Origin of the sequence: Nocardiopsis sp. RV163, assembly GCF_001029525.1 — a bacterium.
Lineage (GTDB): Bacteria > Actinomycetota > Actinomycetes > Streptosporangiales > Streptosporangiaceae > Nocardiopsis > Nocardiopsis dassonvillei.
On the sequence record NZ_LEKI01000005.1, the window covers coordinates 1 to 24,036 of the forward strand.

Below are 24,036 nucleotides of genomic sequence, written 5' to 3' on the forward strand. Positions count from 1 at the left end.
CGCCCGCCGCGTGCCCGCGCACTCCTCTGCCTGCGCCGAGGCCAGGACCGACACCACCAGGCCGTCGTAGTTGGTGGCGATCCGGGACGCCTGGCCGTGGTCGTCGCGCAGTGCCAGGCACAGCCCGCACATGTGCGACATCCACTCCTCGGCCAGCCCGTCGGACAACGTGTGCCGACAGGGACGCAGGATTCCGAACACGTGCTGACACCTCGTCTTCCGACGCCACGGTGGTGGCGGACTGTGCTGAACACCGGTGTTCGATGCCCGAGCCGCGCAAGAGGTTCCGGCCGTTCGAACTCCTTCCGCACGGCTTCGGCGGCACGGTCCCCGTTCGCGCGGCCGGACTCCGGTCGCCGGGGACCGCGGCGGTCCGGCGGGGCGATCCGAGACGAACGAACGGCACTGTCTCTCACATCGGCCCCAAGTGGAGAATGGCGTCCGTTTACGCCGTAGCGTGCACGACGAGGACACCGCGCGGACCGACGTGCGGCGGCTGACGAAGGGGACCAGAACAGTGAGTCGGATGCGCGCGGCCCTGTACGACCGGTACGGCGGCCCGGAGGTGCTGTACGAGGGCACGGTCGCCAAGCCCGGCGCCGGCCCGGGAGAGGTGCTGGTGCGCGTGCACGCCGCCAGTGTGAACGGCGGCGAGCTGCTGGGCCGTGCGGGCAGGATACGCCCGGTGACCGGGCTGGCCGGAAGGGGCTTTCCGAAGCGGACCGGAATCGACTTCGCGGGCGAGGTGGTCGAGACGGCGTCCGGCGTCTCGGAGTTCGCGCCGGGGGACCGGGTGTGGGGCGGCCTGCCCAGGGCGTTCGGCAGCGCGGCCGAGTTCGTGGCCGTCGCGCCCCGGCGGCTGGCCCCGGCACCGGCCGGGATCGACCTGGTCGAGGCCGCGGCCCTGCCCGGCGTCGGCACGACGGCCGTGACCGCGCTGCGGGACAAGGCCCGTCTCGCCCCGGGAGAGCGGCTGCTGGTGCGGGGCGCGAGCGGCGGGGTGGGCAGCGTCGCCGTCCAGCTCGGCCGGGCCTACGGCGCCCACGTCACCGCGCTGGCCGGGGCAGAGAACCTCGACTTCGTGCGGGAGCTGGGCGCCGACGAGGCCTTCGACTACGCGAGCACCGAACCGGAGGACCTGCCGCCGTTCGACGTCGTCCTGAACACGGTGGGGACCGGGATGGGCGCCTACCGCAGGCGGCTGACCCGGAACGGGCGCATGGTCACGATCACCTTCGACATCGAGCGCGCGCTCGCGTCGCTCTCCTACGTCGCCGCCTCGGCCGTCTTCGGTCCGCGCCGGATCCGCGCGTTCAGCGGCGACCCCGGGCACGAGCTGTTCGCCGAGCTGACCCGCCTGACCGAGTCCGGAGCCGTGCGCCCCGTCGTGGACAGGGTCCTCCCCCTGGCCGAGATCGCCGAGGCCCACCGGGTGCTGGAGGCCGGAGGCGTAAGGGGCAAGGTGGTGGTGCGCGTGGTCGGAACGCGGGCCTGAACCCGGCGTCCGCGACCGGTCCTCCGTGGTCCGTGAGCGTGCCGCCCGTTCGCGTGGGCGGCACGCACGCCACTTCTCGGCGCACCGGCGTGCCTGCCGTACCTCCCGCGAAGGCGCGGGGCACCTCGACCGCGCCCGGAGAACAGGTGGTGCGGAGCGGCCGCGCGGAGGGGCACCGCGATCCCCGCCGTGGGGAGGAACACGTGTCCACCGACCACGAGCGCCCGGCGCGACCGGTCCCGCCGACGCCCGGGACGCGTCCGCCCTCCGGCACGGCCCCGTCCGCCTGAGGCGGTCGGCGGCGGCCGGAGGCGCCCGGCCCCGTCCGGGCAGAGCGCCGCCGGTGAGGGCGGGCAGCGCACCGGACCTCGGTCAGGACCGGACCGCCACGGCTCGGGAGGCCTCCTCCAGCCACCCCAGGTACCAGTCCGTGAAGGTCAGGGGCGCGCCGTCCCCGCCGGTGAGCGGCTTGAGGTCCTCGTCGTCGACACGGCCGTCGCTCCACATGCGCCCGGCTTCGGGGCCCGTCACGACCAGCCACAGCCGCAGCGCGCAGCCCAGGTGGCACAGGCACAGCGCGCCGACGGTGCGCTCCTCGGCCCACAGCAGGTCCGCCATGCGCGCGTCCCAGGCCTCGTAGACCCGGTCGAACTCCTCGCCGTCCCCGAAGTCCTCCTCGACGGGCTCCTCGGCCCGCAGGGCGGCCAGGGACCGCGGATCGGGGCCGGTGGTCGGGAACGGCTCCGCCAACCGCGCCGGGGCGGCCAGGTCCGCACCGTCGCCGTGCCACCGCCACCGGCCGTCCGCCCCTCTGACCAGGGGGAAGACACCGTGTGCGGGCCCCGCTCCGCCGGCGCCCGCCCTGAGCAGGAACTCGCGGTACCCCGCCGGCAGGCGCGCGCCCACCTGCCCCTCCACCTCGGCCAGTTCCTCCGGCGTCAGCGGTTCAAGCAACTCGAAGCGGTGGGAACCCGCTCCGAAGACCTCCTCCGCACCGGGCGCCCGCGCCAGTTCCCGCACCCGTTCGCGGACTCCCGCCCACACATCCGTACTCGTGTCCATGGCGGCATCGTAGGAAGCCCCGCCGACAGTGCGGCGGCGACGGGACGGAGGGGCGGCCGGGAGGCGCTATCGTCCGGTGGGGCCGCAACCGTCCCGGCACGCCGCGGGAGCCTCGTCGCGCGGCCGTACACAGTGAGGAAGAACCGGCTTGCACACGAGCACCACACCGCCCGGGTCCGCGCGCCCCGACCGCGGCGGCGGCATGCCGCGCTGGCTCCCCCGGGCCATGCTGCTGGCACTGTGGCTGGTCAGCGCGTTCGGCCTCACCCTGTGGCTGTTCGTCCGGTTGCAGAGCCTCATCATGCTGCTGCTGATCTCGCTGTTCCTCGCCCTGGCGCTGGAACCGGCGGTCAACTGGCTCCACCGGCACCGCTGGCCGCGCGGGCCCGCCACCGGGCTGGCGATGCTGCTGGTACTGGCGTTGACCGTGGTGTTCCTCAGCCTGCTCGGGTCGATGCTGGTCGGCCAGATCCTGGCCTTCGTCTCCGAGATCCCCGCGATGATCCGCGCCGCGCTGGCCTGGGTCAACACCACTTTCGACACCTCCTACTCCCCCACCACCCTGCTCAACGAGATCTCCAGTGCCAGCGGGCTGGTCGAGCAGTACGCCTCCGGCATCGCCAACAACGTCTGGGGCGCCGGGACGACCGTCCTGGCGCTCCTGTTCAACGCGCTGACGATCGCGCTCTTCACCTTCTACCTGTGTGCCGACGGCCCGCGCTTCCGCCGCGTGATCTGCTCGGTCCTTCCGCCGCGCACCCAGCGCGAGGTGCTGCGGGCCTGGGAGATCGCGATCACCAAGACGGGCGGCTACCTCTACTCCCGTGCGCTGTTGGCCCTGGTCTGCTCGGGCGCGCACTACGTGGTGCTGGTGGCGCTGGACATCCCCTTCGCGTTCGCCCTGGCGCTGTGGGTGGGCGTGCTCTCGCAGTTCATCCCCACGGTGGGCACCTACATCGGCGGGGTCGTCCCGGTCCTCGTGGCGCTGGTGGAGGGCGTCTGGCCCGCGGTGTGGGTGCTGGTGTTCATCGTCGTCTACCAGCAGTTCGAGAACTACCTGCTCCAGCCGCGCATCACCGCCAAGACCCTGGACATGCACCCCGCGGTGGCGTTCGGCTCGGTCCTGGCGGGCGTGGCCATCCTGGGGGCGCCCGGTGCGCTGCTCGCGCTGCCGATGGGCGCGAGCATGCAGGCGTTCCTGGGGTCCTACATCCGGCGCTACGAGGTCACCGAGCACCACCTGCTCTCCGACGCCGAGGAGGACGGGAAGGGCGAGAGACCATCCCCGGCTCCGGCGGCCCCGGAGTCCGGGGGCGACGGGGGCGACGCGCGTCCCCCCGGTCCGCGCGAGCGGGACGGCGGGGAGGGGGCGTGACCGCCCGTTCCCGGGCCGTCCGGGCCGACGCGGGGCCGTGATCCGGAGACCCGGAGTAGAGCGGGGACAGCTCCGTCCCGACCGTCCCGGCCGATCCTGTCCGTACCGTCTGACGATATGACGGACACGTCCGCTTCGGCGCAGGAAACGCCCCATGGGATCGAGTACCGTTTTGGGGCGAGCCCGCGTGAGGGAAAGAGCGATCGACATGGACATCCTGAGCAGGAACAACGTCACGGTCACCGGAGCGGCCGACGGTCCGACCGTCGTGCTGGCCCACGGGTTCGGCTGCGATCAGAACATGTGGCGCCTGCTCGTCCCCGCCCTGGCCGACCGGTACCGGGTGGTGCTGTTCGACTACGTCGGTTCCGGGGGGTCGGACGCCTCCGCCTGGAGCGAGGAGAGGTACTCCTCCCTGGAGGGCTACGCCCAGGACGCGGTGGAGGTCTGCCGGGCACTGGACCTGGAGCGGGCGGTGTTCGTGGGGCACTCGGTCAGCGCCATGGTCGGCGTCATGGCCGCGCGGGAGGCACCGGAGCGGATCGGGGCTCTGGTGATGGTCTCCCCCTCGCCCCGCTACATCGACGACGAGGGCTACCGCGGCGGCTTCACCGCGGCCGACATCGACGAACTGCTGGCCTCGCTGGAGTCGAACTACCTGGGCTGGTCCTCTGCGATGGCGCCGGTGATCATGGGCAACCCCGAGCGGCCCGAACTGGGACAGGAGCTGACCAACAGCTTCTGCGCCACCGACCCCGACATCGCCCGGGTCTTCGCCCGCACCACCTTCCTGTCCGACAGCCGCGAGGACCTCAAGGAGGTGGAGGTTCCCACCCTGATCCTCGACTGCTCCCAGGACGCCATCGCCCCGCCCGAGGTCGGCGCCTTCGTCCACGCCGCGATCCCCTCCTCCAGGCTGGTCACCCTGGACGCCACCGGCCACTGCCCGCAGTTGAGCGCGCCGCGGGCCACCGCGGCGGCGCTGCTGGAGTTCCTGGAGCCCCTCCGGGACGCCGGATGAACGGGGAGACGGGACCGCGTGGGCCCGGCAACGGCTCCGCCACCGACGCGGCCTTCAGTTCGCTGCTGGAGGACAGCGCCGAGGAACTCTACGAGTCCGCGCCGTGCGGGTACCTGTCGACGCTCATGGACGGCACGATAGCCAGGATCAACGCCACGCTGCTGAGGTGGCTCGGCCTGGAACGCGGCGCCGTGGTGGGCCGCATGCGCTTCCCCGACCTGCTCACCATGGGCGGCAGGCTCTACCACGAGACGCACTTCGCGCCCCTGCTGCGCATGCGGGGCGAGATCAGCGGCATCGCCCTGGAGATGAGGGCCTCCGACGGCGGCCGCCTGCCCGTTCTGGTCTCCTCCGTCGTCAAGCACGACAGCGGGGGCGAGTCGCTGCTGATCCGCACCACCGTCTTCGACGCAACCGACCGCCGCGCCTACGAGGAGGAACTGCTGCGCCGCCGCAGGGAGGCGGAGCGGGCCCGCGCCGAGGCCGAACGGGCCCGCGCCGAGGCCGAGGAGGCGCACCGGCGGGCCGAGGCGGACCGGGCGCGCCTGGGGGAGGCGCTCGTCATCCTCCAGAGGGCCCTGCTGCCCGACACCCTGCCCGACGTTCCGGGCATGGAGGCCGCCGCCTACTACCACACCGCCTCCCCCTACCGGCTGGGCGGCGACTTCTACGACCTCTTCCCGCTCGGTGACGGGCGCTGGGCGTTCTTCCTCGGCGACGTGAGCGGCAAGGGGCCCGAGGCCGCGACCCTGACCTCCCAGGCCCGTTACGTCCTGCGCACCACCGCCCTGCACTCCCCCGAACCCGCGGACGCCCTGGGCACACTGAACACCGCCCTCCTGGAGCGCTACGCCGACAACGGCGATCCCCGCTACTGCACCGCCGTCTTCGGCGTCCTCGAACCCGACGGCGACGCCGGGCGCGTCCGTGCCCGCCTAGCCTTCGGCGGCCACCCCCCGGCCCTGGTCCTGCGCGGGGACGGCCGGGCCGAGTTCCTGTTCGCCTCCGGCGGGATGCTCGTCGGGGTGCTGCCCGACGCCCGCTTCGCCACCGTCGAGACCACCCTCGCCCCCGGCGACACCTTCGTGCTCTACACCGACGGCCTGACCGAGGCCCGCACCGGCGCCGGGCCCGACACGATGTACGGCGAGGAGGGCCTTCTCACCTTCGCCGAGCGGCACGCCCCCTCCACGGCCCAGGGAATCGTCGACGCCCTGGCCGAGCTGCTGGAGGGTTTCGGCGAGGGCCTCGACGACGACACCGCCCTCCTCGCGCTCGGTGTCCCCGCCTCCGCTCCACCGCCCCGTCAGGAACCGGACACCGCCCGATGAGCACCCTGACCATCACCCGCCGAGACAGCGCGACGGGTCCCGTCCTGGACGTGACCGGTTCGCTGGACTACGACCACGCCGCGACCCTGCGCCAGGAGGTCCGACTCCTGGCCCTGGACCCCGGCCAGTGCCTGTCCATCGACCTGTCCGGCCTGGACTTCTGCGACTCCAGCGGTATCAGCGCCCTGCTGGCCGCCCGTCAGCACGCCCTGGCCGCCGGGGCCGACATGGCCCTGCTCTCCGTCCCCGCCAACACCCTGCGCATCATGACCATGGTCGGCCTGAACCGGGTCTTCACCATCCGCCCCGGCACCGCCTGACCCGGGCGCGGCGCGGTCGTCCGCCCCGGTGCCCCGACGGCGGCGTCGCCCCGCGTCGCTTCGGCGGCGACCGAAACGACTCGGCCGTAGCGTCGCCGTATGGATTCCCGAACAGCCGCCACCGGACCCGCCGCCTCCGGCGACCCGTTTCCCCGCTCCGGCGCCGACCCCTCGAAGGGGCCGCAGAGCCCCGGCGAGCGGTTCCGCGCCCTGCACCGGCGGGGCGATCCCCTGCTGCTGCCCAACGCCTGGGACCACGCGTCGGCCGCCGCCCTGGCCGCCGCCGGGTTCCGCGCCGTTGGGACCACCAGCCTGGGTGTGGCCGCGGCGGCCGGGCTGCCCGACGCCCGGGGGCTCGCGCGCGAGGAGACACTGCGGCTCGCCCGGGGCCTGTCCCGGCTGGACGTGCCGGTCAGCGTGGACGTCGAGGGCGGCTTCAGCTCGTCACCGGCACGGGTCGCCGCGCTGGCCGCCGAACTGGAGCGGACGGGGATCGCCGGGATCAACCTGGAGGACGGCCTCCCGGACGGCGGGCTCGCCGACACCGGACACCAGCGGGCGGTGATCCGCGCGGTCGGGGAGGCGGCGCCGACGCTGTTCCTCAACGCGCGCACCGACACCCGCTGGCTGCCCGGCCACGCGGAACAGACCGCCGACCGTGCAGCCGCCTACGAGGAGGCCGGTGCCGACGGGGTGTTCGTGCCCGGCCTGCGCGACGAGGAGGAGATCGCCGCGCTGGCCGCCGCCCTGCGTGTTCCGCTCAACATCCTCCACTCCCCCGGCGGACCGCCGCCGCGGGTCCTCGCCGACCTGGGCGTGCGGCGGGTGAGCTGCGGTTCACTGCTCTTCCGCGCCGCCCTGCACGGGGCCCTGGCGGCGGCCGAGGCGGTGGCTTCGGGCCTCCCCCTCCCGGAGGGCGTCCCGGGCTACGGGGCGGTGCAGGACCTCGCACGGCGGTTCGACCGGGGTCCGGCTGACGGATGAACCGGAGACGGCCGCCGGTCCCGAACCCGCCACCGCTGCGGGGCGCCGCGCCGCCGCCGCGGTCGGCCGCTGGCACGCTTCCCGCGGCGGTGAAGGACCGCGGCCGCAGGCGGCGGACTCAGCGGTCGCCGGTGTCCAGCAGGCGTTCGAAGCGGCCCGCGGGGTGAGCGCGGGTGGGCATGGCCTCCACGAACGGCAGCAGCTCCCGCTCGGCCACCCCGTGGACCCGGCGCAGCTCGGCCACCGGGTCGGGGTGCTCGTCCACCCTCAGGTCCAGGTAGGGGTAGGGGTGGCCGGTGTGCACGTACAGCGCGGCGCTCTGTCTGCCCCGCCGGTCGCCGCCGGCCGCCTGCCCCGCCTCCAGGGCTCCCAGCAGCCGACGGTCCATCCGCTCCCCGGCACCGGCCTCGAACCGCCCGGCCATCGCGTCGAGCGTGTCGGCGCCGGTCAGGACGTTGCCCGCCACCGCGTAGCCGTTCCCCGTCCTGTGGCCGCACCACGGGTGCGCCTGCCCGCCGGTGTGCGCGGCGGCGCGCCCCTGGCGGTCGACCACCGCGACCTGCCGCGAGTCGGCGTCGGGGTCGGCGTCCAGGACCCGGCGCAGCGCGTCCTCGGCCGAGTGGGACCGCAGCAGCTCCAGGGCGTCCGCGCCCAGCAGCGGGTTGATCAGCGCCTGCGTGGCGACCGCCCCCGCCTCCGCGTGCGCGAACACCGACAGCGCGCCGATCGCCGGGAAGCGGCTGCTGACCGCGACACCGCACGTTCCGGTGGCGGCGTCGTGCGCGACGATGGAGAAGGTGCCTGCGTACAACCGGGCTCGCTCTCGGGGTTCGGGCGGATCGGACGCACGGCCGGTGCGGTGGGGCCTCGGCGCCGGGGACCGGGGCGCTCGTGCGGGTCACGGGAAGGGTACCGGGCGCGCGTGCCGACGGCCGCGGGTGTGCCGGTGCAAAGGCGCCCGGGCCCCGGACGCCGGTGCGCGCCGCGCCCGCCGCGGGCCGCTCCCCTCGCCGCGGTCGGGCCCGGGAGTCGACCCGCGTGACTGTCCTGCTTCAGGGCCGGGCCCCGGAGGATGACGGTGCGCTGTGCACCGCCTCCCGGAAGTCGGAAGCAGGGGAGTCTCCACGTCGCCCCGGCGCTTACCGTGCCGCTCTGATTGACTGGGCACATGCCTGAGCTCTCCCGTGATCTGCTGTTGGAACTGGCTGGCCGCAAGTCCTTCGACCGGGGCCTGGACTACCTCGGACGGGTGTCGGGGCTGCGCCGGGACGCGGAAACCGTGTACGCCGCCGTCCGCGGACAGCGGCGCTACCGGGTGAGGCTCACCGCCGAGGGGGCGTTCTCCTGGTGCTGCGACTGCCCCTGGGCCGAGGAGGGCAACTGCTGCAAGCACGTGGTCGCGGTGGGGCTGGTGCACCTGTACGAACGCGAGCACGGCGGAACCGCGTCCCCCGTACCCGATGTCGCCTCCTACCTGCACACCCTGGACCGCGAACGGCTGGTGGAGCTGCTGATGGAGGAGGCCGACCGCTCCCCCGCGCTCACCCTGGACCTGGAGGCACGGGCGGCGGTGGCGTCCGGGAGCCCCGAGGCGCTGCGGGCCCTGTTCGAGGGCGCCCTGCACGTCACCGAACCGGTTCCCTGCGAACAGGCGGCCGAGTACGCCCGGGCGGTGCACAGCGCCGTGGACGCGGTACGGGAGCTGGAGCGTTCCGGCCGGACCGAGGACGCCATGGAGCTGTTCGACGCGGTGCTCTCCTTCACCGGTGAGGCGGAGGAGATGGTGGAGGACCCCGACGGCGAGGTCATGTCGGCGCTGGAACGCCTGCACGGGTAAGGGGCGGACGACTGCGCCCTGCCTGGCGCCTGCCGCCCGCCCGAACACCGCAGGCGAGAGCCGCACCGGCTGGCCGAGGACCTGTTCCCGCGCATACAGGGGTCGCCACGACCCGCACCGATGCGCTCGGCACCGCCGGTGAAGCACTCCGACGGTGTGCGCTGTCCCGGACCGGCGCGGTGGCAGGGCCACTCGGATCCGGCTCCGCTCACAGGAACCGCGAGTGGCGCTGTCCCAGTGCGGTGAGACCGGAAACCGCGCGGCGAGAGCGCTCCGCCCCGTGCACGCGGGCGCTGACGCGCTACGAAATCCTCGCGTCCCCACGGCTCCAGGTGTCACGGCTTGGGCTCGCCTCTGCGTCGAAGGGCCCGTACTCGGCGTCGTAGGCCTCCGTGAGCCTGCGCGCGTTGCGCTTGTGCTTGCGCGCCCACGGCCAGGCCACAGCGAACACCACGACGACGAACAGCGCCATGAACGGCTGGAAGGTGTCCCCTGTGCCGTTCACGAACCGGATCCCCGTGAACACCAGGTAGGGCGCCCCGGCCATCAGACCGACCAGCGCGAAGACCCTGTTGGAGTTGGCGCGTTCGGACTGGGGCGCCAGGTACCGGGCGAGCCGGTCCAACCGGGGGTCACCGCTGAGCTCGCCCCGGCGCAGGTGGCGCTGCGCGGCACGCAGGGCGTCCGGGTCGACGTCGTGGGGGACCTTCGCCTTCTTGGTGGTCCACCGCAGCATCAGCACGCCGACGCCCGCACCCAGGGCCGCGCAGGCGGCCACGGCCGCCAGGGCGCCCAGCATCCACGGCCACACCTGGGACAGCGGTGTGTCGCCGAACAAGGCCATCGGTACGAAGCAGAGGGCGAGCAGGGCCGCACCGTACGCGGTCACGAGCAGGGTGACCCTCAGCATGTACTGCCAAGGATGGTTCTGGCCGTAGCGCTGAAGCAGCATGAACTGTCGGATGGGATTGAACCGGCCCATGCGGGGGGTATTCGTTTTCTCAGCCATATCCATCCCATTGCCTTATCGGAGCCGGGCAAACAACCACGGCCGCCTGTCGGGCCTCTTGGCCTTCAGCGAGACAACACCGATCACCTCTTCTCCGAACCGACTTGCCTTGCCCACCAGAACAAGCACGGGTTTCACTTCAGGAACAGGCATCACGAAAGCGACCGGTTTTTCGCATGGGAAGTGCCCGCCCTCCCACCGCGTCCGCTGAAACGGAGACTCCGGCGGCGAGACCCCCCAAACCGCCCACCCCAGCGAACGGATGACAAGACACTGTGAGCCGGGGCGTCGGAACGAACACCCCGGACCCGCCCTGAACTGCCCTTTCAGTGCCGTTCACCCTGTTCGCACGCTTAGCCGAACACCCTGGGGAACACACTCGACGAAGAGGTCCGTCAGCTCCGCTAGCTGGTCGGCCTCCGTGTACGTGAAGCTCGGATACCGATCTCGTCCGGCCCGGAAAGGCGGACGACCGAAACCCCGAACTGGAATCCAAAGCGACTCAAGGACGCCGAGCGGCACCCCTCGACAAACCGTTCCGCGCCGCTGGGAACCGCACGCCTTCCAGCGGAGACGCGGATTTCGGAGCGTGGATCCCGTACCGGATATCCACACCGGGGCGCCCACCGACCGCATGACGGACCGGAGGCAGCCGACGCCGGGCTATTCCCGTCCGCCCGGGAACGGGCCGCTCCGACGGGCGCGAGGCGCCCTGACCACCTCACCCAACGGGCGCACGTCGGCGGCGTCCACGGTGGCCAGAGCACCGGGAGCGGCCCGGCGTACCCGACCACGCGCCACGAGCACCCCGCCGCCGAACACCGGGGCGGCCGAGTGCCGCTGGGCGCGGCCGGACAGGGCCAGGTCGACCAGGCCGGTGCGGTCCTCCAGTGTCGCGAACACCATTCGGCGGCCCGAACGCGTGGGAGGGGTCTGCACGCTCACCCGCAGCCCCGCCACGGTGACCGTGGCGCCGTCCTCCCACCGGTGCAGGTCCCGGGCCAGGGTCAGACGGTGGTGGGCCGCCAGGCGAGCGATGTCCTCGGCGTGGGCGTCCAACAGGTGCCCCGACAGCTCATAGCCCAGTACCCGCAACTCCTCGGCGACGGCGTCGGCGCGGGTCACGGCCACCGCCCCGGCCGGGCGGGAACGCGCCGACGCGTCGGTGAGGGCGAGTTGGCCCCGAGCGGTCCGTGCGGCGCGGGGGCGCCGGAGGACATGGGCGCGCAGCAGGGCGTCACGGCGGTGGGCGTGGCCGCCGACGAGGCTGTCCAGGCCTCCGGCCAGGATCAGGTCGTCCAGGCCCTGCCCGGACAGGTCGGTGCGCTCCAGCACGTCCTCCAGGCCGGTGAAGGGACGCCGGGCCAGGATCTGCTCCACCGCTGCGGCCGGAAGCGAGGACACGTCGTCCAGCGGCGGGCGCACCCCCCACCGGGGCGGCCCCTCCGACCCGACGCGCGCCACGCGCCAGGTGGAGTGGGAGGCGTTGACGTCCAGGCCCAGGACCGGCACGCCCGTGCGCCGGGCGTCCTGGAGCAGGACCCGGCGCGGGTACATACCCGGGTGGTGTTCCATGACCCCCGCGGTGAACGCGGCCGGGTGGTGGCGCTTGAGGTAGGCGGACTGGTAGGTCACGGCGGCGAACGCGGTGCCGTGGGCGCGGCAGAACCCGAACGCGCCGAACGCGGCGATCATCTCCCAGACCTGGTCGGTGACCCGGGTGGGGTGGCCGCGCTGGGCGGCCAGCGTGCGCACCTCGGCCTCGACCTGGGCCCGCCCCTGGTCGGTGGCCAGGGCGCGGCGCATGGCTTCGGCGCGGTCCAGGCCGCACCCGGTGTAGGCGTCCAGGACCTGGAGGAGCTGTTCGTGCCAGAGCAGGGCGCCGCCGGTCTCGGCCAGAACGGGGTCCAGGCACGGGTGCGGGGCCGGGGCCGGGGCGCCCGCGCGGCCGTCGAGGTAGGCGGCGACCATGTCCACGCCCATGGGGCCGGGGCGGAACAGGCTGATGTCGGCGACCAGGTCGGCCAGGCGGCGGGGGCGCAGCCGGGTGACCAGGGAGCGCTGACCGGGGGATTCGATCTGGTAGCAGGACAGGGTGTTGCCGGCGGCGATCATGTGGGCGGTGGCCGCGTCCGCGTCGGGCAGGGCCTCCAGGTCCGGGGCGGTACGGGTGGTGCGCGCGATCTCGGCTTGGGCGTGGGCCAGGGTGGACTGCATCCGCACGCCCAGGACGTCGAGTTTTAGCAGGCCCCAGGGTTCCACCCCGTCCTTGTCGGCCTGGACCATCGGGTACCCCGCGCCGGAGGGCTGGGTGGGGACGCGCGAGGTCAGGTCGGCGCCGGTGAGCACGAGCCCGCAGGGGTGCATGGCCAGGTGCCGGGGAAGCCCGTCCAGCCGTTCGGCCAGGGTGAACAGGCGCTCCACGTGCTCGCCGGCCAGGGGGGCGCCGCCGACCCGGGACAGCTCCGGTAGTTCCCGGGCGGCCTGGCGGATCCGGGCGGCGCGCACCCGGGGGAAGGCGGCGGCGATGCGTTCGACCTCCGCCGAGGGCAGGGACAGGGCGGCCCCGGCGTCGCGCAGGGCCGAGCGGGCCCGGTAGGTGTCGACCATCGCGACCGCCGCGGCGGCGCCGGGGTGGGCGGCGATGACCGCGTCGTAGGCCTCCAGGCGCCGCGCGGACTCCACGTCCAGGTCGATGTCCGGCTGTCCGGGCCGGGAGGGTGTGAGGAAGCGCTCCATGAGCAGGCCGTGCTCCAGCGGGTTGACGGCGCTGATGCCGAGCAGGTGTACGACCAGGCTTCCTGCGGCCGATCCGCGCGCCGAGACCCGGATGTGCTTGGCGCGGACGGCGTCGGCGGCGTCGGCCACGGTCAGGAAGTAGGACCACAGGCCCAGGCGGTCGATGACGGCGAGTTCGGCCTCCAGACGGGCCGGGGCGCGGCCGTCCCCGTCCATGCCCAGGCGGGCGGCGCCGGAGGCGCACCGGGCGCGCAGTTCGGCGGCGGCGCCGGGGCGTGCGGGCAGGTGCAGGCGTCCCATGCCCAGGTCCGCGGCAGGGTCCAGGGCGCAGGAGGCCGCCAGCGCGGCGGTGTGCGCGAGCAGCCGTCGCGCCCGGGACCGGTCTCCCGCGCACACCGCCGTGGCCACGGCGAGCATCTCGGCGCCGGTGGCCGGGTGCGCCCGGTCGGTGGGCGGGTCGGGGGTGTAGCCGCCGGGCGCCCACTGGCGGATCCGGTCCAGGGACCGCGCCAGGGAGGCGTCGGCCGGGGCCGGATAGCGGACGGCGTTGGTCAGCACCGCGAGCACCCGGTGGTCGTCGGCCAGGCTCACCAGGGCGCGGGCCGTCTCGCGCTGGCCCGGGGCGCCGTGGTCGTGCGGCGCCAGGGCGATCTCGGCGCCGGTGGACCGCCAGGCCAGGAGCAGGGCGCGGGCGCGGCTCGCCTCCCGCCCGGCCAGGGCCCGTCCCACGTCGGAGTCCGGGCCCAGCAGGACGACCAGGCCCCGGGCGTGCTCGGCGACCTCGTCCGGAGTGGTGGCGACCGGCCCGGGGCGGTGGTGGGCGGCGGTGACCAGGCGGCACAGGGACGCCCATCCGGCCGGGCCCCGGGCGAGCAGGACCGCGCGGCCGCCGCCCGGGGCGGCCAGTGCCAGGTCGGCGCCGAGCACGGGTCGGATTCCGGCCTCGCGGCAGGCGTGGACGTGCTCGGCGGCGCCGAAGAGGCTGTCGCGGTCGGTGAGCGCCGCGACCGGCTGGTCGTCGGCCGCGGCGCGGGCCACGAGCGCGGCCGGGGCGGCGGTGCCGTGCCGGAACGAGTAGTTGGACGCCGTCCGCAGGTGCGCGAACACCGACACCCCTCCCCTGGCCGTGCGGCCGGGGAGGAAGACGCCGCATTCGAACTGTCGTACGAAAACTGTAGCGTAGAGGAGGGGTCCCCGCAGCCTTGAGCTGGAACTACGCCCCAATCGGCCGTACGGCGGCCTGGAAGGCCCCGACGGCTTCGGCGAGGCGTTCGCGGTTCTGCGGCGGAAGTGGGCCGGACGGTGAGGCGCGGGTCCGTTCGTGCCGGTGGCCCACCCGCCGTACACGCCGGGCCCGCCTCTGACCGGGGCGCACCCGCCTCAACCAGCGGTGCGGACGCCCCGGGCGATGAACGCCGCCTCCCTGGCACGGGCGCGGGTGACCACGCCGCGCAGGGCGGGGCCGGTGAGCAGCACCACGGGAGCGATCCGGTTCGGCGCGGTCGGGTACCACCCGGGCAGGGCCGCCTCGATCACGGCCCAGGCCCCGTTCCGGGTTCCCCGGGCCGCCAGCCCCCGGGCGGTCTCCAGTGCCTCCTCGAACTCCGGGGGCTCGGGCGTCCGGTGCGCGTCCGACCCCCGGTCGCCGTGACGACGCCCGGGTCCGGGAGGGCGCACGGATCACCGGCATCGGGGCCCCGCTGCGCCGGGCCCCGACCGCGGAGCCCGGGGCGGCCCCGGCCCGGTCGCCTCCGGGACAGAGTTCTCCCGTCCACCGGGACAACCGGCTCCGACCGGGGCAGGATCACGGACATGCCCGAGATCATCAAGCGGAAGGCCCGAGCGGTCCTGTTCGACCGGCAGGGGCGGCTGGTGCTCATCAAGCGGACCCGTCCGGGCCGCGACCCCTACTGGGTCACGGCCGGGGGCGGTGTCGAGCCGGAGGACGCCGGCGTGGAGGCCGCCCTGCGCCGCGAGGTCTTCGAGGAGCTCGGCGGACGCGTCGACCGGGTGCGCGAGGTCGTGGTCATCACCGACGAACGCCCCGAGGGGACCCTCGTCCAGCACGTGTTCGTCGCCCGGTTGACGGAGACGGACCCCTCCAGCCGTACCGGGCCGGAGTTCTCCGATCCCGCGCGGGGAACCTACGAGACCGTCGTCCTCCCCGGTACCGCCGAAGCCCTCGGGAGCATCCGTCTGCTCCCGGAACCGCTGGCGCGGTTCCTGGAGGACAACCTGCGCGGATTGCGCGCGCTGGTGGCCGACTCCCGCACGGGGCCGCCCGGGGGGTGAGTCCGCGGACCTGGACGGGCCGGACGCAGGCCCCGCACGCACGGCCGCGCGAGGCGGCTCACTCCACCTGCTGCTGGCGGTGCGACCCGGGGTCGAGCAACGGCGAGGAGCGTCCGGACACACCGCCCAGGTAGGTCACGACCGGCGCACCCGTGTGCGGGGAGGTGTCGACGACGGCTTGGACCCCGTAGACGGAACGGACGAGACCGGGTGTCAGCACGGCGGCGGGCGCACCCGTCGCCGCGATCCGTCCGGCGTGCAGGACCGCGACCCGGTCGCAGTAGCGTGCGGCCAGGTTGAGGTCGTGCAGGGCGGTCACCACCGTCATGTCGAGCGAGCGCAGCAGGGCGAGGACGTCGAGCTGGTAGCGGATGTCGAGGTGGTTGGTCGGCTCGTCCAGCACGATCACCTCCGGCTGCTGCGCGAGCGCGCGGGCGAGCTGGGCGCGCTGTCGCTCACCGCCGGAGAGCGTCCGCCACGACCGCGACCGGTAGGCGCGCATCCCGGTGAGGGCGAGCGCCCGTTCGATCGCGGCGCGGTCCGCACCGTCCAGTCCGGCGAAGGTGCCGCGGTAGGGCGTCCTGCCGAGCGCCACGGCGTCGTCGACGGTGATGTCGGTGTGCACCTCGGGCGACTGCTCCACGATCGCCACCCGCCGGGCGACCGCGCGCCGGGGCAGGGAGCGGACCGGTTCCCCGCCCAGGAGCACCGTTCCGGCGTCCGGGCGCCGGAGCCCCGCCAGGATGCGCAGCAGCGAGGTCTTGCCCGCCCCGTTGGGCCCGAGCACGGCGAGCACCTCGTCGGAGCGCGCCCGGATCGAGACCCCGTCGAGGATGCGTGTCCTGTCGACCGACCACGTGACGCCGTTCGCCTCCAGTGCCGTCATTGCCGGGCCGCCCTTCCCAGCACGACCGCGAACACCGGTGCGCCGAGCAGCGCCGTGATCACTCCCACCGGGATCTCGTGCGGCGAGAACGCCGAACGGGCGAAGGTGTCGACCCACACCAGGAAGATCGCGCCCCCGATCCCGCTGAGGGGGAGCAGCAGGCGGTGCGCGGGCCCCGCCAGCAGACGCACTACGTGCGGCACGAGCAGCCCGATGAACCCGATCGCCCCGGACGCCGCGACGGCCGCCGCCGTGACGAGCGCGGTGAGGACCATGAGCGTCACCCGCGCCCGGGTCACGTTGACCCCGAGCGAGGAGGCGGTGTCCCAGCCGAAGGTGAACGCGTCCAGGGCCGGGGCGAAGAACAGGCAGCCCACGGCTCCGAGCACGATGACGGCGGACGCCACGAGCAGCGGCTCCCAGCGTGCGCCTCCGAGCGATCCGAGCAGCCAGTACGTGAAGCCCCGGGTGGCGTCCGCGTCGCCGTCGAGCATCAGCACGAGCGAGGTGATCGCGGAGAAGAACTGCGACACCAGCACACCGGTGAGCACCACGCGGGCGGGGTTGGAGACACGTCCGCCCCCGATGAGGACCAGCACGATCGCGAAGGCGGCCAGCGCCCCGGCGAAGGCGCCCGCGGAGAGGGTCACCGCGCCCGAGCCGAGCCCGAGCACCATGATCGCGACCGCCCCGGTGGACGCCCCCGAGGAGACCCCGAGCAGGTAAGGTTCGGCGAGCGGGTTGCGGGTGATGGACTGCAGCACCGCGCCCGAGACCGAGAGCCCGAGACCGACCGAGGCCGCGAGGAGCACGCGCGGCAGACGCGACTCCCAGATGAGGGCGTCGATGAGCGGCGGTGCCGCCGGGACGGGGGCGAGCGCGCCCAGTCCGATGTTGCGCAGGATGATCCCGAGCACGTCGAGCGCCCCGATGTTCGCCGTGCCGACGAAGGCCGCGACGAGGACCGTCACGCACAGCGCGAGGACGGAGACGGCGACGGCCAGGGACGAGCGCAGCCTGCCCGGTACGCGTTTGGGAGGGACATCGGCGGCGCCCGCCGCCGCCCGCGCCGCCAGCGGGTCGGCGTCGGGGAGCGCGTCCCCGTGGGGCGGGCCGGTCCGCGAAGGATCGGTGAGTCTGGTCATTTCCGCGCGAACACCACGACATCGTCGTAGTACCGCCAGATGACCCCGGTTTCGGCGAACCCGGCGGTACTGAGCGCTTGCAGGTGCAGTTCGAGCGGTGCGTGCGGTGTGGGCGGGCGGTCGGCGAAGCGGCGCTCGCGCTCGGCGCGGTGCCGTCCGAACGCGTCGTACGCGACGGCGTCCGACCACCACTCGTCCCAGGTCCGCACACCCCGCGAGTGCGCGTCGCGCTGGGTGCGTTCGTCGTCGGCGGCCGCGGCCCCGGTGAGGAACGGCTGCGAGCGCGGATCGTAGCGCAGGTGGTCGGCGTTCATGAAGACGCCGTCGTCGGGGAGCAGTGCGCCCAGGGCTCCGTAGACGGCGACGAGCTGTGCCGGCTCCAGCCAGTGGAGCGCGGTCGAGGAGACGGCGACGTGGACCGGCCCGTCGGGCAGCTCGGCCCTCCAGCCGGGCGCGGCGAGGTCGGCGTCGACCGGCGTGAAGCGTGAACCGTGGCGCTGACCGAGCCAGGAGCCCGCGATCGCGAGCAGCACCGGGTCGTAGTCGACCCCGGTCACCCGGGCGCCCGGGAACCGGTCGAGGACGCGCTGCGAGAGGCTGCCGGGGCCGCACGCCAGGTCGAGAACGGTCATGCCGGTCCCGTCGGCCCCGAACGCGTCCGAGGAGGCGCACGTGCGCGCGATGACGTCGAGCATGATCTCGAACCTCTGCTCGCGGTGGGTGATGTAGGCCGCCTGCTGGGCGTCCCAGTCACCGATGAGCCGTTCGAGGGCGTTCCCTTCGAGCGTGTTCGCGGTCGTGGTCGTCATCACTCGACCTCCATGTCGATGAGGCCCCGCGCGATGGTCGGGACGGCCTGCACGCTGTGGACCGACGGGTCCATGTGCTGCCCGGGCACGACGATGAAGCGGTCGTTGACGACGGCGTCCATGGTCGAGGTCAGGGGGTCGTTCTTGAGGAAATCGATCTTCTCCTCGGCCGTGTCGCCGGGGTAGCCGCGGCTCAGGTCCGCGAGCACGAGCACGTCGGGGTCACGCTCGGCGACCTCGTCCCAGCTGACCTCCGGCCACTTGGTGGAGGCGTCGCTGAAGGCGTTCTCGGCGCCGAGCATCTCGGTCACGGTCTGCGGGAGCCCGCCGGGCCCCGCGACCGACGGGGTGGAGGATGACGCCGCGGTGGAGTAGAACCAGACCAGGCTCGGTGTGCCCTCGATCCGTTCGGCGGTCTGGAGTCCCTCCTCGACCACGGTCCGCTGCTCGGCGACGAGCTCTTCGCCCGCCTCGGGCACGTCGAAGACGCGGGCGATCGTCTCGATCTCGTCGAAGAGCATCTCGAAGGTCGCGCCGCCCTCGACGGCCTCGTGGTAGGTGCAGTCGAACTCGCTCAGGTAGGTCGGGACGCCGAGCTCGTGCAGTTCGGCGCGCTCACCGGCGTTCTCGGCGGTGAGGAACGAGGCGAAGGACGAGTAGACGAAGTCGGGCTGCGCTTCGAGGAGGGTCTCGTGCTTGAGCAGGCCGTCCGTGAGCAGGGGGACGCTCTCGTAGGCGTCGGCGATGTCGCTGGGGACGGGGTCGGTCTCGTAGGAGGTGCCCGCCATGCGGTCGGCGAGGCCGAGCTGGACCATGATCTCGGTGGCCGACTGGTTCAGCGAGACCGCGCGCTCGGGGGGCTGCTCGACGGTCAGCTCGGTGTCGCAGTTCTGGATGCTGAGGGGGTAGGAGGTCGTGCCCTCGCCCGCTGTAGCCGCGGAGCCGGTCCCGGAGGCGGGTGCCGCCGCGCACCCGGTCAGGGTGAGAGCGGACACGACCCCCACGGTTCTGATAACGGTTTTCAGTTTCATGATCCGTAGACTACAACGCCTCCACCACCACCAGCCCGTACTCCGCTGCGTGACGGCCGAGGGGCGGCCACGGCACCCCCTCGGGCGGCTGCCTCCAGGGCCGCGCGGCTCCGGAACCCGGCGACACGGCTCCGGAAGAAGCGGGACGAACCGCCCGGAGCGCCCGTTTCACCACGAGCGTCCGGACGGTGGGGCCGTCAGGCGGAACGGCGGCGGACCACGATCACGTTGTCCGTCACGTCGGCCGTCGTGCCGTCGGGGCCGCTGGCCACCCGCTCGGCGCTCTCGCAGCGTTCGGTGGTCCAGCCGTCCCCGAGCTTGAGCGCGTCCAGGGTCTCCTCCGGCGCGGGGAACACGGGCTCCTCGTCCCCGAAGCGCCAGGACCAGGGCGCGGTGGACGCGTGGTCGACGAGGACCAGGCGCCCGCCGACCGCCACCCGCCGGGCGGCGCGGCGCAGGACTTCCTCCCGGTCGAACGCCACCGGACTGTGGAAGTAGCAGGCGTAGACCAGGTCGAACGGTCCGGCGGGCAGCGAACGGGACAGGTCGTGCCGCTCGACCCGCAGGCGGTCCAGGCCCTGCGCGGCGGCCATGTCGGCGATGCGCCCGACCGCGGTGGCCGAGACCTCGGCCGCGGTGACGCGCCAGCCCAGGGAGGCCAGCCACCGGGCGTCTCCGCCTCGGCCCGCGCCCAGGTCGCAGGCGCGGCCCGGCACCAGTTCGAGGTCGCGCACCAGTTCGGTGAGCCGGAAGTTGGGCGGGGGCGCCGCGACGGTCTCGGCCGACCGGTGCAGCGGTTCCCAGAACTCGGCGCTGGGTGAGGTGGGGTCCTGAGCGTCATGTGTCATGCGGCGATACTCACCGACACCCGCAGTTCCGGGCAAAAAGTTTTGCCGGAGCAGCAAACGCGCAGGCCCCGGGCGGGCCGGCCGGAGGGCCGGCCGGGGTCGCCGCCAGCGCCACGGCGGCACCGGCCGCACCCGCCAGACAGGCCAGGGACGGGCGTCGCCGACCCCGGGGTCGCGCCCCCGCATCCTCCGCGACCCTTCATCAAGCGACATGGGTCACACGAATTCCCATAGAAAACGATTTTCATTTTCGACTAGCATCGCAGACGACCGCGCGGCCCCAAGGCACGACGGACAGATCACACCCGCCGCCTTGGAACGCGCGGTCACCGCACGCCCCCGACCGGACGGGTGGGCGCCCGGCCCAGCACCCACCGGCCTCTCGCCCGGCCCCGGGAGCGGACCGGCGCCCACCTGTTCCCCGGGGGACTCCCCGCGTCCACCGCAACGACCGCGCGGCCGCGCCGCCGCGGGTCAGGACCCGGTCGCGGACCGCCCGCCCAGGTGGCGGGCCAGGAAGCGCTCCAGCCTCCCGTACAGTTCGATGTTGCTGTCCGGGTTGGTGAACCAGTGGCCCTCGGTCTCGTTCAGCAGGTACTCGACCTCGGCTCCTCGGGAGCGGAGCGCGTCCGCGACGCGGTCGGAGTTGCGCCGGTGGACGCGGACGTCGTTGGCGCCGTGGATCAGCAGCACGGGCGCGGTGATGTCGTCGACCCGGCTGATGGGCGAGCGGGCGAGCATGTCGGCCCTCTGGCGGGGGTCGTCCGGGTCGCCGATGTAGCGCAGATAGCTGTTCTCGACGGCTCGACGGGCGAACGGGACGACCGACTCGACGAGGTCTACCAGGTCGGACATTCCGGTGTAGCTGACCGCGGCGGCGAACCTGTCGGGGGTGAACGCCGCACCGACCAGCGCCGCGTAGCCGCCGTAGGAGCAGCCGTAGACCGCCACCCGGTCCGGATCGGTGTAGCCCTGTTCGACCGCCCAGTCGAGGGCGTCGATCAGGTCGTCGTGCATGCGCCCGGCGAACTGGCCGATCGCGGCCTGTGTGTGGGCCTTGCCGTAACCGGTGGAGCCTCGGAAGTCGACCTGCAGCACCGCGTAGCCGCGGTTGGCCAGGAGTTGCACCTCCGGGTCGTAGCACCAGCTATCGCGGTACCACGGTCCGCCGTGCACCAGCAGCACGGTCGGCAGGCCGCGCGGTTCGACCCCGACCGGCAGGGTGAGGTGGCAGGGCAGGGTCAGGCCGTCGCGGGCGCTGACGGCGACCGGGGCGACCGGGGCCAACTCGGCCGGGTCCAGGTGGGGGAAGGGCCGGAACAGGCGGTGCGCCCGCCCCGTGGCGTGGTCGTAGAACCAGGTGACGCCGGGGTCGCGGTCGTGGGTGAAGTCCACCACCCAGCGCCGCGCCCCGGTGTCGCAGGAGACGTGGGCCAGGTCGCCGTCGGACAGCTCGGCCAGTCGCGGCAGGACCTCGGCGAAGTGCGGGTCGAGCGCGTGGACCTCCTGGCGGGCGCCGAGGTAGCGGGCGCCGAGCAGGCCCCCGGTTCCCGGGTGCAGGATCAGCGAGGACGGGAAACGCGGGTCGGCCTCGGGGCGCGGGGTGTCCAGGTCGAACACGGGGTGGCCGTCCACGCCGGTCTGCTCGCCGGTGTCCAGGTCGAGCCGGACCAGGCGGGTGCGGTCGGAGCCCCGCGACGAACCGATCCACAGTCCGCTCCCGTCCGGAGTGGGCGCCGCCGGAAGGATTCCGAAGAGGGCGTCGGTGCCGGGGAAACGGGCGATCGTGCGCCGCGCGCCCCCGGTGTGCTCCGACAGCACGTGGTCGCCTCCCTCCTCCATGGTGAACGCCAGCAGCCGGTCCGGGGTGCGCAGCCAGGAGAGGACGTCGCCGGGGTTCTCCGCGGCGGTGGTCAGGCGGCCGGTCTCCAGGTCGAGTTCGAACAGGTCGGCCAGGTCGGGGCGGCGCAGGTTGAGCTGCACGAAAGCGGTGCCCGGGCGGTCCGGCGGGAGTTGCGCGCCGAGCAGCCGCACGCCCTCGAAGGGGGTCAGGTCGACGGCGGGCTCGTCGGGCCGGTTCGGGTCCGCGCGGTGCAGGTGCCAGTTCTCGTCGCCGTCGGTGTCCTGCTGGAACAGCAGGTAGCGGCCGTCCGCGGTCCAGAAGAAGGCGTCGACGCTGCGCCGGGTGTCGGAGGTGACCCGCCAGGCGCCCGGGGCGTCGGCGCCGTGCGCCTCGTCGGGGGCGGTCCAGTCCGAGTCCGGGTCGCGGACGAACACGTTGAGCCGACCGCGCCACGGAGCGAGGTAGGCGACCCTCGTGCCGTCCGGGGACAGCAGGGCCCGGCTGCGGGCGGGCGGGCCGAAGAACTCCTCGACGGTGATCAGCTTGGACGGGGCGGTCATGGCGGCTCCTCGTGGTCGACGGGTTCGTGCACGCCCGAGTCCACTCCCCGACGTCGCGTCACACTCAAGCCCGAGGGGAGTGACCCGCGCCACAGCCGCTCGTCGGCCAAGCGCTCCGGGGGCCGGTCAGGCCCCGGCCGACAGTGCCAGCCGCCGCTGGACCCGGCGCAGGACGCGGTGCTGCACGGGGCGGAGGGTCCGCCCGTTCAGTTCGTCCATCAGGGCCGAGGCCCGCGCGTCGGACGGGAACAGGCCTTCCAGTCGCGCCACCACCGGTTCCAGGCGCGCGACCAGATCGCCGGTCAGCGCCGTTACCTCCTCCTCCGGGGTGTGGGGGCCCAGGGCGTAGAAGCGCTCCGTCAGCGGTGCGAGCGCGGCCGTGCCGCCGTCCACCTCGCCGAGCAGGGCGGCGAGTGCCGCCGGGCCGTCCCCGCCGAGCAGATGCCCGACCAGGACGAGCTGTTCGTGCTCGTAGCGGGCCATGTCCTCGGGCGTGTCCGAGGCGGGGTCGGAACGCAGCGCCGAGAACCCCGGCGGCAGGTCGGGCGGGGCGCCGCTGCGGCGCAGCGCGGCGATGTCCGCGCGGCGGGCGAGGAGCCGTTCGACCTCGGCGGCGGCCCGGCGGTCGAGTTCGTCGAGCAGTTCCTCCGCGGCCGCCGGATCGTCCAGCAGCGCGGGCAGCTCGGACAGCGGTACGCCGAGCGCGGTCATCCTCGTGACGCGCAGGAGCCGGACGAGGTGGCCCACGTCGTAACGCCGGTAGCCCCCGGCCGAGCGGGGCGGCTCGGGCAGCAGCCCGATCTGGTGGTAGTGGCGCAACGTGCGCACGGTGACACCCGCCAGTTCGGCGAGTTCGCTGCTGAGCATCGGTCGGCTCCTTCGGCTCCGGTTGGCGCGGGCGGCCGGTGCCCCGGACGGCCGTTCCGCCCCGCCGCGTCGACGACGGTAGCGCGGGCCCGGGGTTCTGCGGTCGACACCGCGACGGGGAAGGACGCGAGGAGCCGCGCAGGGGCCCGTCCGTCACGGGTTTGCGCGTTCTCGACATATGCCCTCGGAGCGGATAGCATACCCAACCTAGTTGACACATCATCTAGATTGAGCGGCTGTGAGGCCTGGGCGGAGGAGGACCGGAGTGAGCGGCGGACACGGGAAGAAGGCGTACGCGGGAGAGGCGATCACGGTCACCTTCGAGGCGGAGCGCTGCCAGCACGCCGCCGTGTGCGTCAACGGCCTGCCCCAGGTGTTCGACACCCGGCGGCGCCCGTGGATCCAGCCGGACGGCGCCGCCGCCGACCGCCTGGCCGAGGTGATCCGGCGCTGCCCCTCCGGCGCGCTGCAGTACCGGCTCGCGGACGGCTCAAGGTAGACCACTCGCTGGACGCGGTCGACGAGTCCGGCGGCCATCGGGGCCGGTTCCGGCTCGGGACGCCCCGAGGCCCTCGAACCGCG

The 24,036-nt window shown here is 73.9% G+C and carries 22 protein-coding genes; 9 read left to right on the forward strand and 13 right to left on the reverse strand.

The annotated features are described in order from the left end of the window. Positions 1 to 201, reverse strand: a 201-nt coding sequence (locus tag ABD54_RS01740; RefSeq protein WP_047867670.1) for a DUF5685 family protein, incomplete at its 3' end; no start/stop codon positions are given. A gap of 325 nt (positions 202 to 526) precedes the next feature. Here ABD54_RS01740 and ABD54_RS01745 point away from each other — a divergent pair. Then, complete coding sequence (locus tag ABD54_RS01745; protein WP_047867716.1) at positions 527 to 1,495, forward strand: NAD(P)-dependent alcohol dehydrogenase; 969 nt, start codon at positions 527 to 529, stop codon at positions 1,493 to 1,495. Between the two features lie 372 nt (positions 1,496 to 1,867). Here the strand turns inward: ABD54_RS01745 and ABD54_RS01750 are convergent, their stop codons facing one another. Beyond that, a complete protein-coding gene (locus tag ABD54_RS01750; protein WP_047867671.1) occupies positions 1,868 to 2,557 on the reverse strand; it encodes an SMI1/KNR4 family protein in 690 nt (229 codons plus the stop codon). Between the two features lie 202 nt (positions 2,558 to 2,759). Between ABD54_RS01750 and ABD54_RS01755 the strand changes: the two genes are divergently transcribed. The 5 genes from ABD54_RS01755 to ABD54_RS01775 all read left to right on the forward strand — a co-directional run bounded on the left by ABD54_RS01755 (position 2,760) and on the right by ABD54_RS01775 (position 7,588). Then, a complete protein-coding gene (locus tag ABD54_RS01755; RefSeq protein WP_082166638.1) occupies positions 2,760 to 3,932 on the forward strand; it encodes an AI-2E family transporter in 1,173 nt (390 codons plus the stop codon). Between the two features lie 208 nt (positions 3,933 to 4,140). Further along, positions 4,141 to 4,953, forward strand: a complete 813-nt coding sequence (locus tag ABD54_RS01760) for an alpha/beta fold hydrolase (protein ID WP_047867672.1) — start codon at positions 4,141 to 4,143, stop codon at positions 4,951 to 4,953. Further along, positions 4,950 to 6,284: a PP2C family protein-serine/threonine phosphatase gene (locus tag ABD54_RS01765; protein ID WP_047867673.1), complete on the forward strand. Its 1,335-nt coding sequence runs from the start codon at positions 4,950 to 4,952 to the stop codon at positions 6,282 to 6,284. Before ABD54_RS01760 ends, ABD54_RS01765 begins: the two co-directional genes overlap by 4 nt. After that, positions 6,281 to 6,604 (forward strand): STAS domain-containing protein, encoded by a 324-nt coding sequence (locus ABD54_RS01770; protein WP_047867674.1) that lies wholly within the window; start codon positions 6,281 to 6,283, stop codon positions 6,602 to 6,604. The genes ABD54_RS01765 and ABD54_RS01770 overlap by 4 nt, the downstream gene beginning before the upstream one ends. Positions 6,605 to 6,703: 99 nt before the next feature. Continuing rightward, complete coding sequence (locus ABD54_RS01775) at positions 6,704 to 7,588, forward strand: isocitrate lyase/phosphoenolpyruvate mutase family protein (protein ID WP_047867675.1); 885 nt, start codon at positions 6,704 to 6,706, stop codon at positions 7,586 to 7,588. 118 nt (positions 7,589 to 7,706) lie between these two features. Here the strand turns inward: ABD54_RS01775 and ABD54_RS01780 are convergent, their stop codons facing one another. Then, complete coding sequence (locus ABD54_RS01780) at positions 7,707 to 8,399, reverse strand: DUF1028 domain-containing protein (protein ID WP_047867676.1); 693 nt, start codon at positions 8,397 to 8,399, stop codon at positions 7,707 to 7,709. 357 nt (positions 8,400 to 8,756) lie between these two features. Between ABD54_RS01780 and ABD54_RS01785 the strand changes: the two genes are divergently transcribed. Next, positions 8,757 to 9,425, forward strand: coding sequence for an SWIM zinc finger domain-containing protein (locus ABD54_RS01785; protein ID WP_047867677.1), 669 nt, complete (start codon positions 8,757 to 8,759; stop codon positions 9,423 to 9,425). 301 nt (positions 9,426 to 9,726) lie between these two features. Here the strand turns inward: ABD54_RS01785 and ABD54_RS01790 are convergent, their stop codons facing one another. From ABD54_RS01790 to ABD54_RS01800, 3 genes are all read right to left on the reverse strand, one after another. Further along, positions 9,727 to 10,377 carry a hypothetical protein gene (locus ABD54_RS01790; protein WP_152691968.1) on the reverse strand — a complete coding sequence of 217 codons (651 nt, stop codon included), beginning with the start codon at positions 10,375 to 10,377 and terminating at the stop codon, positions 9,727 to 9,729. A gap of 720 nt (positions 10,378 to 11,097) precedes the next feature. Continuing rightward, positions 11,098 to 14,280 (reverse strand): DNA polymerase III subunit alpha, encoded by a 3,183-nt coding sequence (gene dnaE / locus ABD54_RS01795; protein ID WP_053063500.1) that lies wholly within the window; start codon positions 14,278 to 14,280, stop codon positions 11,098 to 11,100. Between the two features lie 273 nt (positions 14,281 to 14,553). Next, positions 14,554 to 14,850 carry a hypothetical protein gene (locus ABD54_RS01800; protein WP_047867680.1) on the reverse strand — a complete coding sequence of 99 codons (297 nt, stop codon included), beginning with the start codon at positions 14,848 to 14,850 and terminating at the stop codon, positions 14,554 to 14,556. Positions 14,851 to 14,985: 135 nt separating this feature from the next. On the opposite strand from ABD54_RS01800, the gene ABD54_RS01805 reads away from it, so the two are divergent. Further along, positions 14,986 to 15,465, forward strand: coding sequence for an NUDIX domain-containing protein (locus tag ABD54_RS01805; protein WP_047867681.1), 480 nt, complete (start codon positions 14,986 to 14,988; stop codon positions 15,463 to 15,465). Between the two features lie 58 nt (positions 15,466 to 15,523). Here the strand turns inward: ABD54_RS01805 and ABD54_RS01810 are convergent, their stop codons facing one another. The 7 genes from ABD54_RS01810 to ABD54_RS01840 all read right to left on the reverse strand — a co-directional run bounded on the left by ABD54_RS01810 (position 15,524) and on the right by ABD54_RS01840 (position 23,454). Next, the gene (locus tag ABD54_RS01810; protein ID WP_047867682.1) at positions 15,524 to 16,351 is read right to left on the reverse strand and encodes an ABC transporter ATP-binding protein; all 828 of its coding nucleotides are present in this window, start codon (positions 16,349 to 16,351) and stop codon (positions 15,524 to 15,526) included. After that, positions 16,348 to 17,496, reverse strand: a complete 1,149-nt coding sequence (locus ABD54_RS01815) for an iron ABC transporter permease (protein WP_082166630.1) — start codon at positions 17,494 to 17,496, stop codon at positions 16,348 to 16,350. Before ABD54_RS01815 ends, ABD54_RS01810 begins: the two co-directional genes overlap by 4 nt. Beyond that, on the reverse strand, positions 17,493 to 18,305 hold the full coding sequence (locus tag ABD54_RS01820) for a trans-aconitate 2-methyltransferase (RefSeq protein ID WP_047867683.1): 813 nt from the start codon (positions 18,303 to 18,305) through the stop codon (positions 17,493 to 17,495). The genes ABD54_RS01815 and ABD54_RS01820 overlap by 4 nt, the downstream gene beginning before the upstream one ends. After that, a complete protein-coding gene (locus ABD54_RS01825; protein ID WP_235431931.1) occupies positions 18,305 to 19,300 on the reverse strand; it encodes an ABC transporter substrate-binding protein in 996 nt (331 codons plus the stop codon). The genes ABD54_RS01820 and ABD54_RS01825 overlap by 1 nt, the downstream gene beginning before the upstream one ends. A 233-nt stretch (positions 19,301 to 19,533) precedes the next feature. Continuing rightward, the gene (locus ABD54_RS01830; RefSeq protein WP_047867684.1) at positions 19,534 to 20,184 is read right to left on the reverse strand and encodes a bifunctional 2-polyprenyl-6-hydroxyphenol methylase/3-demethylubiquinol 3-O-methyltransferase UbiG; all 651 of its coding nucleotides are present in this window, start codon (positions 20,182 to 20,184) and stop codon (positions 19,534 to 19,536) included. Positions 20,185 to 20,658: 474 nt separating this feature from the next. After that, positions 20,659 to 22,587: a S9 family peptidase gene (locus ABD54_RS01835; protein ID WP_047867685.1), complete on the reverse strand. Its 1,929-nt coding sequence runs from the start codon at positions 22,585 to 22,587 to the stop codon at positions 20,659 to 20,661. A gap of 126 nt (positions 22,588 to 22,713) precedes the next feature. Next, the gene (locus ABD54_RS01840) at positions 22,714 to 23,454 is read right to left on the reverse strand and encodes a MerR family transcriptional regulator (RefSeq protein WP_047867686.1); all 741 of its coding nucleotides are present in this window, start codon (positions 23,452 to 23,454) and stop codon (positions 22,714 to 22,716) included. Between the two features lie 265 nt (positions 23,455 to 23,719). Between ABD54_RS01840 and ABD54_RS01845 the strand changes: the two genes are divergently transcribed. Further along, entirely contained in the window at positions 23,720 to 23,953 is a 234-nt protein-coding gene (locus ABD54_RS01845; protein WP_047867687.1) for a (4Fe-4S)-binding protein, read from the forward strand. The last annotated feature ends 83 nt before the right edge of the window (positions 23,954 to 24,036 follow it).

Excerpts from the sequence above, each read along its gene's own strand:
- ABD54_RS01765 (WP_047867673.1), top strand. The coding sequence starts at position 4,950 with ATGAACGGGGAGACGGGACCGCGTGGGCCCGGCAACGGCTCCGCCACC.
- ABD54_RS01810 (WP_047867682.1), bottom strand. The coding sequence starts at position 16,351 with ATGACGGCACTGGAGGCGAACGGCGTCACGTGGTCGGTCGACAGGACA.
- ABD54_RS01820 (WP_047867683.1), bottom strand. The coding sequence starts at position 18,305 with ATGACGACCACGACCGCGAACACGCTCGAAGGGAACGCCCTCGAACGG.
- ABD54_RS01755 (WP_082166638.1), top strand. The coding sequence starts at position 2,760 with ATGCCGCGCTGGCTCCCCCGGGCCATGCTGCTGGCACTGTGGCTGGTC.
- ABD54_RS01790 (WP_152691968.1), bottom strand. The coding sequence starts at position 10,377 with ATGCTGCTTCAGCGCTACGGCCAGAACCATCCTTGGCAGTACATGCTG.
- ABD54_RS01785 (WP_047867677.1), top strand. The coding sequence starts at position 8,757 with ATGCCTGAGCTCTCCCGTGATCTGCTGTTGGAACTGGCTGGCCGCAAG.
- ABD54_RS01760 (WP_047867672.1), top strand. The coding sequence starts at position 4,141 with ATGGACATCCTGAGCAGGAACAACGTCACGGTCACCGGAGCGGCCGAC.
- ABD54_RS01805 (WP_047867681.1), top strand. The coding sequence starts at position 14,986 with ATGCCCGAGATCATCAAGCGGAAGGCCCGAGCGGTCCTGTTCGACCGG.
- ABD54_RS01835 (WP_047867685.1), bottom strand. The coding sequence starts at position 22,587 with ATGACCGCCCCGTCCAAGCTGATCACCGTCGAGGAGTTCTTCGGCCCG.
- ABD54_RS01830 (WP_047867684.1), bottom strand. The coding sequence starts at position 20,184 with ATGACACATGACGCTCAGGACCCCACCTCACCCAGCGCCGAGTTCTGG.
- ABD54_RS01750 (WP_047867671.1), bottom strand. The coding sequence starts at position 2,557 with ATGGACACGAGTACGGATGTGTGGGCGGGAGTCCGCGAACGGGTGCGG.
- ABD54_RS01815 (WP_082166630.1), bottom strand. The coding sequence starts at position 17,496 with ATGACCAGACTCACCGATCCTTCGCGGACCGGCCCGCCCCACGGGGAC.
- ABD54_RS01840 (WP_047867686.1), bottom strand. The coding sequence starts at position 23,454 with ATGCTCAGCAGCGAACTCGCCGAACTGGCGGGTGTCACCGTGCGCACG.
- ABD54_RS01770 (WP_047867674.1), top strand. The coding sequence starts at position 6,281 with ATGAGCACCCTGACCATCACCCGCCGAGACAGCGCGACGGGTCCCGTC.
- ABD54_RS01745 (WP_047867716.1), top strand. The coding sequence starts at position 527 with ATGCGCGCGGCCCTGTACGACCGGTACGGCGGCCCGGAGGTGCTGTAC.
- ABD54_RS01775 (WP_047867675.1), top strand. The coding sequence starts at position 6,704 with ATGGATTCCCGAACAGCCGCCACCGGACCCGCCGCCTCCGGCGACCCG.